Annotated in this window: 1 protein-coding gene; it reads right to left on the reverse strand. The window is 70.6% G+C overall.

Annotated elements, in window-relative coordinates:
• On the reverse strand, window positions 1-416 hold a 416-nt coding region (locus G3I78_RS47440), incomplete at its 3' end, for a YceI family protein (RefSeq protein WP_164436820.1).
• Window positions 417-531: the final 115 nt, after the last annotated feature.

Genomic DNA, 531 nt, shown 5'->3' on the forward strand with positions numbered 1-531 from the left:
CGGGGCTGCACCCGCTCCGGCGCGAGCTCGGCGCGCTCGGGCGAGCGGTTCCGCAGGCGCGCCCACGCGAGGATCTGGTCCTGCTGCTCGCCCTGCCACCGGACCGAGGTGCTGCGGAACTCGATCGTCGGGTAGGCGTCGACGTCGAGGAAGTCGGGGCTGCGCAGGTGCGCGTCGCGCTCCTCGTGGTGCGTCGTGAGGCTCGCGGTCTCGATCGTCGCGGAGACCGCCGAGGCGAGCGGGTCCTCGCCGACCAGGATGGTCGCGCGCGCCCGGGTGAACTCGCCCCGGACGGGCGACACCATCATGTGCATCCCGGTGAACCCGATGCGCTTGTGCGCCTCGTCCAGCGCGTAGGTGCCGGCCTCGGGAACGGTGAGGCCGTTCCACTGCCGGACAGGGCGTGCCGTCGTCATACGTCGCTCCCAGGCGTCGTCGAGCCGCGACGTCGGTGTCCGCCCGGTACTTGGTCAGGTGTCCAGGACAGCATCCACGATGAGTGCGTGAAATTTCAACCAGATGGCGGGTGAT

It is taken from the genome of Streptomyces sp. SID13726 (assembly GCF_010548375.1).
In the GTDB taxonomy this organism is placed as follows: domain Bacteria; phylum Actinomycetota; class Actinomycetes; order Streptomycetales; family Streptomycetaceae; genus Streptomyces.